Below are 253 nucleotides of genomic sequence, written 5' to 3' on the forward strand. Positions count from 1 at the left end.
CAGTCACAGAGGCCTTGTCACCGCTTTCAACGTGATCCCGCACCACTTTGCGGCAGATCTTGGCGATCTCACGCTCAAGGCCGCGTACGCCGGCCTCACGGGTATAGTAGCGAATCAGGTCACGAAGCGTTTGCTCCGGCATGTCGAGTTCGTTCTTACGAAGACCATTGGCCTTGACCTGCTTGGGCAACAGATACTTCAGCGCAATGTTGACCTTCTCGTCCTCGGTGTACCCGGGAATACGAATAATCTC

At 55.3% G+C, this 253-nt stretch carries 1 pseudogene; it reads right to left on the bottom strand.

The window, feature by feature from the left end:
• Positions 1–253: pseudogene (locus BIU96_RS16275) on the bottom strand (endopeptidase La); the annotation flags it as partial.

This window comes from Curtobacterium sp. MCBA15_008 (assembly GCF_001865065.1).
GTDB lineage: Bacteria > Actinomycetota > Actinomycetes > Actinomycetales > Microbacteriaceae > Curtobacterium.